Annotated in this window: 4 protein-coding genes and 1 pseudogene; all 5 read right to left on the reverse strand. The window is 62.3% G+C overall.

Annotation, left to right across the window (positions count from 1 at the left end; translation table 11 throughout):
• Positions 1-213: 213 nt before the first annotated feature.
• The gene (locus tag XANALMUS060_RS17770) at positions 214-3,039 is read right to left on the reverse strand and encodes an amino acid adenylation domain-containing protein (RefSeq protein WP_082065212.1); all 2,826 of its coding nucleotides are present in this window, start codon (positions 3,037-3,039) and stop codon (positions 214-216) included.
• On the reverse strand, positions 3,036-3,539 hold the full coding sequence (locus XANALMUS060_RS16130) for a hotdog fold thioesterase (protein WP_012916037.1): 504 nt from the start codon (positions 3,537-3,539) through the stop codon (positions 3,036-3,038). Before XANALMUS060_RS16130 ends, XANALMUS060_RS17770 begins: the two co-directional genes overlap by 4 nt.
• Positions 3,539-4,570 carry a class I SAM-dependent methyltransferase gene (locus XANALMUS060_RS16135; protein WP_045739310.1) on the reverse strand — a complete coding sequence of 344 codons (1,032 nt, stop codon included), beginning with the start codon at positions 4,568-4,570 and terminating at the stop codon, positions 3,539-3,541. The genes XANALMUS060_RS16130 and XANALMUS060_RS16135 overlap by 1 nt, the downstream gene beginning before the upstream one ends.
• Positions 4,571-4,615: 45 nt before the next feature.
• On the reverse strand, positions 4,616-5,509 hold the full coding sequence (locus tag XANALMUS060_RS22755) for a condensation domain-containing protein (protein WP_082065213.1): 894 nt from the start codon (positions 5,507-5,509) through the stop codon (positions 4,616-4,618).
• A pseudogene (locus XANALMUS060_RS16145) lies at positions 5,461-8,766 on the reverse strand (amino acid adenylation domain-containing protein); the annotation flags it as partial. The pseudogene XANALMUS060_RS16145 and the gene XANALMUS060_RS22755, both read right to left, overlap by 49 nt.

Below are 8,766 nucleotides of genomic sequence, written 5' to 3' on the forward strand. Positions count from 1 at the left end.
GAACTCGGCACTGAACTTCCTACGCTTTGACATGAACACTCCTCATGGCCTGGATCGGCCTTCTTGTAAGTGTCCGTGAAAACGGGGGTGAACCCCCAGGACAGGTGGCGTAGCGACGGACGAACGGGGGCGGACCGGGGACGAACCGATTGAATGGCGTGCGAACCCCAACGCCGCACCATGCAGAGGACAGCGCTGAGGTCCTTGCCCTGTCTATGCGACCAGATGCTCCGACAGACCTTCGATGGTCGGATTAACCGAGAATGCCTGGATGCTGACCATCTTCTGGTAGCGCTCGGCTATGCTGTAGAGCAACATCAGCGCGCTCAGCGAGTGGCCGCCCAGCTCGAAAAAGTTGTCCCTGACGCCGACCTTGTCGACCATCAGCACCTCTTTCCAGATTTGCGCCAGTTCCTGCTCTAGCGCACTGCTCGGCTCGGTATGGGCCTCGCTGGCGTTCTTCTTCAACTCCGGCCTCGGCAATGCTCGGCGGTTCACCTTGCCATTCGGCGTCAACGGCATTCGGTCCAGCCGCACGAAATACGAAGGCAGCATGTACTCGGGCAAGATCGCAGCAGCAAAATTACGCAATGCCACCGGATCCAGTTCCTCCGCCGCCACATAGTAGGCGATCAACTGCGCATCGCCCGCCTGGGTATCGATCAGGCTTAAGTCATAGCCGATCTGCTTGAGCAGGCCCATTACCTTGGCCTCGTCTATATCGTCGGTGTCCTCCAGCTCGCGCATCGCGTCTTCCCTTGGGATATGGCCTACCCGCACGTCCCAACTGTAGGGCAACGAATAGTTGTGATAGCCACGTTGCTTCTTGTGCATGTAGATGCCGACATCGTTGAGCAGGCAGTTAGTCGAGCGGCCGGTGTCAGCCGGACGGCTCCAGCCTACGCGCTCGGCGATATAGCGATACATATCCTTGCGGCTGACACTGCAGTAGCGGTAGAAGTCGATGAAACGCGTACTTTCGAGCAAGCGATCGTTGCGCACGCAAGAGGTATCCAGCAGGCGGGCCGCCGCGTCGTCGATGCGATGGTATATCTTGCGCGCTTCCATCAGGTTCTTCTCGAATACCTGGTTGTCGAAGGTGCTGGCGCGAAACAGCTCCGACAGGCGCGTCTCGAACAGCTGTCCTTTGGACAGGCCCATTACAATGTCGCTTACGCCCACTTCCTGCGCCAGGTTGATACCCAGCGTATAGATGGTCTTGAAGCAGCCGTTGCAGACGTTGCTGTGGCGATGCAGGCTGTCCACGAAGATGGCGTTCATGTGTGGAGTACCCAGATAGCGATGGTCCACCCCCAGCTCGCGCACGACGCGGTCGACGTTTGCCTTGGCCTCGTCGGAGATGTAGCCATTGTCCAGGGTGTACGCCAACACGCGCAGACCCATGTCCACTACGCGGCATAGCGCATAGGTGCTGTCCTTGCCGCCGCTGAAAGCCACCAGGCAGTCGTAGCGGAGCCTGTTGTGCGCCTTGACCTGCTCGAAGATAGTACGTAGCTCATCTTCGGTCCGGAAATAATCCTCGACCACGTTCCGGTATTTGTCGTAGGCGTGGCAATGGTTGCAGACACCGTGCTCGTCGAAGCTGGTATTGGGGAAATTTGAAGCGACACCGCAACGCGCGCAATAGCGCAAGCTCTTGCTGTCATAGTCGCGGCGCTGCACCACGGTGGTATCCACTATGCATTCGCGCAAGGCTGCGTGGCCAAGCAGCACGTTCTCTATCTCGCCCAACTCGATGCGGTAGCCGCGCAGCTTGATCTGCGAATCCTTGCGGCCAAGGAATTCAAGCTTACCGTCGGCACGCATGCGTCCTAGGTCGCCACTGGCGTAAAGCCGGCCGCCGCCTTCGAAGGGATTGTCAATGAATTGCGCATCGGTGATCTCCGGCTTGTTCACATAGCCGATAGCCACGCCCGCGCCACCGATGTGGATCTGGCCGACCTCACCCGGTGCGACCGGCTGCAGACGCTCATCGAGCAGGTGGAGGCTGGTGTGATCGATCGGCACACCGATCGGCACCGAGCCTTCGCGTTCGGTCGCCGGATCGTAACGATGGATCGCGCACCCCACTACGGTTTCGGTAGGACCGTATTCGTTGTAGATCGCCACATCGCGGCGGAACCGCTGATGGATGTCGTACGCCAATGCCGCTTTCAGGTCCTCGCCACCCACGATCAGCGTCTTCAGCCGCGACGTCGCCAGTGCCGCGTTGCGCAGCATCAGCATGTGCGAGGGTGTCAGCTTGATCACGTCTACTTGGTTGTCGTCCAGCACGCGGTTGATTACCGGCACGTCGTCGCCCTGCTCCGGGTACACATGCACACACAGGCCAGCCACCAGGGGCACGTAGATCGAGGTGACGGTCAGATCGAACGACAGCGAGGAGTAAAAGGCGAAACTCGTCGTGTCAGCCGTAACGTATTGCCGCTTAGCCCAGGCCACGTAGTTAGCCAACCCGCTGTGCCGTACCAGCACGCCCTTGGGGCTACCCGTGGAGCCGGAGGTATAGATGCAATAAACCGGCTGCGCCGGATCGCAAGGCAGGTCCAGATTCGCCTCGTCGCCGTCCAGAGTGCCGCAGACATCGACGGCAGTCATCGCGCCCAGCTCAAGTTCGCCCAGGTGGCCTTGCCCTTCCTCATCGACCAGTACGAGCCGGGCCTGGCTGTCCTGCAAGATGTATTGGACACGTCGGATCGGCAGGCTCAGGTCGATCGGTACATAAGCTGCCCCGGCCTTCATGACCGCCAGCAACGCGGCCAGGCATTCGGGGCTGCGATTCATCCACACCGCGACCCGGGCACCAGGCCCAACGCCCTGTGACTGCAACAGCCGTGCAAGCCGATTGGCGCGGGTGTTGAGCTGTCCATAACTCATTCGACGCTCGCCTAAGAAGGCAGCAGGCGCATCCGGTGTCGAACTCACCTGCGCTTCGAACCACTGGTGAACGCAGGCTGGCGTTATACTCGCCTTCGCTGAACTGAGGGTAGCCTTGGTTACAGTTGCAGTTTCGTTCACGTCTGTACTCCGCTGCTGGCTGGATTCGGGGATACGCGCGCGACGTGCACCGATAATACCGCCATGGTCAGGCGCGACACGCAGATCGTGCGGTCACCTTCGTCATAGATGCGCATCTGCCATACCTGAGTCAAGGCCCCTATGTGCAGCGGCCGCGCGATGCACTGTACTTGGCCACTGGAGATGCTCGCGATGTGGTTGGCATTGATGTCTAGGCCAACGCAACGTTGGCCGGCCGGCACGCACATGGAGGCCGCCATGCTGCCGGTAGCCTCGGCCAGGGTGACCGATGCGCCACCATGCAATACCCCATAGGGCTGGTGGCAACGCCAGTCCACCGACATGCAGGAGACCAGATAGTCCGAGCCGATCTCGATCATGCGGATACCGAGCAGGGCCTGCATCGTGTTGGCCGACATGGCGTTGAGGGCATCCAGGTCCAGCTCGGTGCACCAGATGCGCTCGGTTTTCGCCACAGGGGATGTCGCCGATTCGATCATTATGGAGCCCTCTTGCGGGAAACCACCACTTTCAGCAAGGCCGGCGGTATCGACTTTAGTTCCACGTGACCGAAGCCGGCATGCCGAAACATCCTTTCCAGGTCGCTATAGGTGTAGGACTCGCCCGCCGGGGTGGTGCCCAGCATCATCATGCTGAAGGTGGCGGCCAGCGGCGGTGAGGAACGGTCTTCGTCGGCGATGAATTCGAAAGTGATCACCATGCCGTCGTCGTTCAGCGCATCGCGCGTCTTAGCCAAGATGCGCTCGCCATCGACCTCATCGAAATGGTGCAGGAAGTTGGTCAACAAGATCACGTCGTAGCCGCTGCCGTAATCCAGGTCGAATGCGTTGCCGGGCAGGAAACGCGCTCGCTCGGCCACTTTGGCCGCCTGGGCGTTTTCGCGTGCTACGTCTAGCACGTTGTCCCAGTCCAGGAAGCTCACTTCAGCCTGGCGGAAGCGCTGCGCGAAGGCGATGCCGAACAGGCCGTGGCCGGCTGCCACGTCCAGCACACGAATCGGCCGATCATCGGGCAACGACACCATATTGGCGATCAACGCCGAGGGCAGCGCCATCATCGGTGCCATCGCGCGTGCAAATTCCACCCACTGCGGGTGATCCGGTGCCACCACGCCGTCCTGCGCCAGGTTGATCTTGCCGGTCCTGACTACGGCGGTCAGATCGGTGAAGGCGCTCATGATGTAGGGCGAGAGCAGGAACTTGATGCTGCCGCCCAGGTAGCCGGGCGAACTACGATCCAGGTACATGGCCATGTTGCGATCTATGTAGAACAGGTCACCGTTGCGGCGTAGAAAACCGATCGATACTAGGTAATAGCAAAGGATGCGAATGCCCCGCGGCGACGCCTGGCAGGCCTCGGCGATGGCGGCGGGAGTTCGGCCCTGCTGCCCCACCACATCGAATAGCCCCAGTTCGATCGCCGCCTTGACTGCGGCAGTGCGATAGTAGGCGTTAACCGTGGTGTAAAAGAGATCGAAGGTAAATGCAGATGTAGGTAACGCTGAATCCATGATTGCCCTCGCTATCGATGAACGGGTGACGGCGGCCGGCTTTTGCTAGTCGGCAACATCCAAGGGGCACGTGGCGCTTTCATGGGCCACCAACATCTGCTCCAGGACGCGTTGGTGATGGTGGATCAGGCGGCGAATAGTCGCTTCTGAGAACAGCTCCGCCGCGTATTCCACTGTGACCGAAAGCCCCGCACCGTCGCCGAAGAACTGCAGGTCCATTTCATTGGGGGTGGCACGCAGATCGCGCTGGATCACTTCGGTACGGATGCCATCGCTCCAGTCGCCGATCGTGTCCGGGAAGTTCTGATGACGCATCACCACCGGAACCAGCGGAATCCGGCTGGTGTCACGTTGCTTGTGCAGGGCGTTGAGCAGGTGCTCGAACGGTAGCGCCTGGTTCTCAAACGCGCTCATCGCCACCAACCGTGCTCGCCGCATGATTTCGGCAACGTCCGGATCGCCGTCCAAGCGCAAGCGCAAAGGCAAGATGTTGATGAAGAAACCGATCAGGTTCTCCAGCTCCAGGTGCGTGCGCCCAGCCGTGGTGGTACCGATGCACAAGTCGTCCCGGCCGGTGTATTTGTTCAACACGACCGCGAAGCTTGCCAACAGCCCGATGAACAAGGTCGACTGATGCGCCTGTACGAAGCCGGCAAAGCGCTGTACCAGTTCAGCCGGATAGGTGTGTGTGTAGACCGCTGCGTGCCAGGTGCGATTGCGCGGACGCGGATAGTCGTAGGGCAGCTCCAGGCCGTCGTCGTAGTCGTGCAACATAGCCTGCCAATAGGCCAGTTGCGCGTCCAGGTTCTGGGCGCGTTGCCAGATCGCATAGTCGGCATATTGGATCGGTAATTCCGGCAGATCTCCGCCGGCAAGTCCGAGAGGTGGCGGTGATACAGCACGCGTAGATCGCGGTTCATCACGGTGAATTGCGACCAAGCGTCGTAGATAAGGTGATGCATGCCGATTAGCAGCACATGTTCTTGCTCATCCAGTTGCAAAAGGCATGCAATGAATAGCGGACCGTTGGCTAAGTCGTAGATATGACTTGCCAGTTCATCCATCAGCGACGCGATCTCAGTCTCCTGGACTACCTGTACTGAGAGCTGGAAATCGCTGTGCTCGTCGATGACCTGCACCGGCTCGCTAGCACCGGTCGGCAACACGAAACGGGTACGCAAGATTTCGTGGCGCAGCACTAACGCACGCAGCGCTGCACGCAGCGCTTCCACCGACAAAGGACCACGCAACCGCAAGGCGAGCGTGCCGTTGTAACTGGTGCGTTGCTCAGGCATGTGTTGGTGCACGAACCACAGGCGTTCCTGGAACAGCGACAATGGGATCGTCCGGTTTCGCGCTACCCTGGCGATGCTGACCACGCCGCCTTCACTAGGCAACGCCAGCTGCCTGACCAGGCCCTCGATCGTGGGTGCCTCGAAGATCCGGCTCAGCGGCAGATCGACGTGAAAACTTTGGCGGATGCGCGAGATCAGTTGCGATGCAGACAGCGAGTGCCCGCCCAAGGCGAAGAAGTTGTCGTGGATGCCCACCCGTTCCACCCGCAGCACCTCGGCAAACAGTGCCGCCAGCCGTTGCTCGGCCTCGTTGCGTGGTGCTATGTACTCCTGTGCGTGTACCGCCTGCGGCACCGGCAGCGCCAACCGGTCCAACTTGCCATTGGACAACCGCGGCAACTGCTCCAGCCACTGGTACACGGTCGGCAGCATGTAGGTCGGCAACTGCCCCGACAGCTGTTGTTTCAACTCGCTCGCGCTCGGTGCCTGCCCTTCACGCGCCACCACATAGGCCACCAACTGCGTGTCCCCGTCCACCCGGTGACCGCTCACCACCGCCTCGGCCACCGCGGGCTGCGCTCGCAAGGCCGCCTCCACCTGCCGCGTATCCACCCGGTGGCCGCGCACCTTGACCTCGAAGTCCTGTCGGCCCAGGTATTCCAGCGTCCCGTCCGCCAGCCGGCGTACCATGTCACCGGTCTTGTACAGCCGCGTGCCCGGCTCCTCGCTATACGGGTGCGCGATGAAGCGCGAGGCCGTCAGCCCCGGCCGGTTCCAGTAGCCGCGCGCCATACCCACGCTGTGCACGTGCAGCTCGCCCATCACCCCGATCGGCACCTGCCGCAGCCGCCGGTCCAGCACGTATACCTCGGTGTTGGCGATCGGTGCGCCGATCGGCACAAACGTTCCCGGCGCCACCGTATCCGACCGGCTGTAGGTCGCGTCGTTCAGTTCCGTGCAGCCATAGTTGTTCCATAGCCGCACCTGTGGCAGGCGCGCCCGCACCGCTTCGCGCACCGCCGACGGCAACGCTTCCCCCGCCGTCACCACGTGACGCAACGAGTGCAGTAGCCCGTCGCGTCCTTGCGTCGCGTCCAGCAGCGCCTGCAGGTGCGACGGCACCAGATACAGCCGCGTCACCTGCCATTGCTCGATCGCCCGTGCCAACGCCAGGCTGTCCTTCACCTGCTCGTCCGGCAGCATCACCTGTCCCACCCCCGCCAGCAGCCCGCTTAGCAACTCCTTTACCGACACCGCAAAGGCGATCGAGGTCTTCTGCAGCACCCGCTCCCCGGCCTCGAACGGAGAACGCTGCCAGCCGGCATGCAGCCAGTTGTGCAGCTGCGCATACGGCACCATCACGCCCTTGGGCCGGCCGGTCGAGCCGGAGGTCACCATCACGCACGCCAGGTCGCCCGGATGCCCCCTCAGCCCCAGCGGCGTCGGGGCGTGCTCGCGCCAGCGCGGATTGCGGAACTGCCCTTGCTCGTCCAGCGCCAGCTCGCCTTGTTCCAGCACGATCGACACCTGCACCTCGGCCAGGATCTGCTCGCGGTAGGCCGCCGGGTAGGCCGGATCGATCGGCACATAGCACGCACCGGTCTTGAAGATCGCCAGCAAGGCCATCAGCAGTTCCGGCGTGCGCGCACTGTGTACCGCCACCCGCACGTCCCGGCCCGCGCCCTGCCCACGCAGCGCCTGTGCCAGCTGGTTAGCGCGCGCCTCCAACTGCGCATAGCTCCACGACTGCCCATCGCTCACGCACGCTATGGCCTGCGGCGTCGCCTGCGCCTGCCGTTCGAACTGCTGCGCCAGACTGGGCCACTGCCGTGGCGCACCTGTCGCATTTAGCGCGGCAAACAGCCGGCGCTCTTCGGCCGTCAGCATGTCCCACTTGTCCACTCGCAACTGTGGCCGGCTCACCATCGCCTCCAGCGCCTGCTGGTGGTGTGCGATCATCCGCCGCACCGTCGCTTCGTCGAAGAGGTCCTGCGCGTATTCCAGCGTCAGCTCCAGCGAGCTGCCGTCGCCGTAGAACTGCCAATCCAGCTCGCTCGGCGTGCTACGGTCCAGCCCCAGCTCCATCTGCGTCAGCCGCACTCCCTCGGGCCAATCGCCAATCTCCTGCGTCGGGAAGTTCTGGTGTCGCAGCATCACCGGCACCAGCGGGATCTGGCTACTGTCGCGCTGACGCCGCAGCGCCTGCAGCACGTGCTCGAACGGCACCGACTGGTGCGCGAAGCCATCCAGTACCACTTGACGGGTGCGCAGTAGCACCTCCTCCAGGCACGGATCCCCCGACAGGTCCACCCGCAGCGGCAGAATATTGATGAAAAAGCCGATCAGCTCTTCCAGCTCCAGCTGGTCGCGGCCGGAAACCGTCGCACCGATGCACACGTCCTTGCGATCGGCGTAACGGCTCAGCACCAGCGCCAGGCCCGCCAGCAGGCTCATGAACAGCGTCGCTTGGTACTGTTGGCTGTAGGCCGCCAGCTGCTGGGCCAGTTGCGCCGGATAGCGGTGTTTGACCAGCCCCGCCCGCCACGCCCGCGTGGCGCCGCGCGGCCGGTCGTAGGGCAGGTCCAGGCCGTCGTCGTAGCCTTCCAGTGCCCGCGTCCAGTACGACAGCGGAGCCGCCAGCTCCCATTGTCGTTGCCACAGCGCGTAGTCGGCATACTGCACCGCCAACGTCGGCAGTGCGGGGGTCGTGCCGCGCAAACACGTCTCGTACAGCTGGTGCAGGTCACGGTTGAACACTCCCAGCGACCAGCCGTCGGAAATGATGTGGTGGATGCTGCTCAACACCACATGGTGATCGGCCGCCACGCGCAGGATGCATGCCTTGAACAAGGGCCCCTGCCGCAGATCGAAAATCTCCCGCGTGCTCGCGGCCAGCAGCAG

The sequence above is a fragment of the Xanthomonas sp. MUS 060 genome (genome assembly GCF_000963215.1).
Classification (GTDB): domain Bacteria; phylum Pseudomonadota; class Gammaproteobacteria; order Xanthomonadales; family Xanthomonadaceae; genus Xanthomonas_A.

Excerpts from the sequence above, each read along its gene's own strand:
- XANALMUS060_RS16130 (WP_012916037.1), bottom strand. The coding sequence starts at position 3,539 with ATGATCGAATCGGCGACATCCCCTGTGGCGAAAACCGAGCGCATCTGG.
- XANALMUS060_RS16135 (WP_045739310.1), bottom strand. The coding sequence starts at position 4,570 with ATGGATTCAGCGTTACCTACATCTGCATTTACCTTCGATCTCTTTTAC.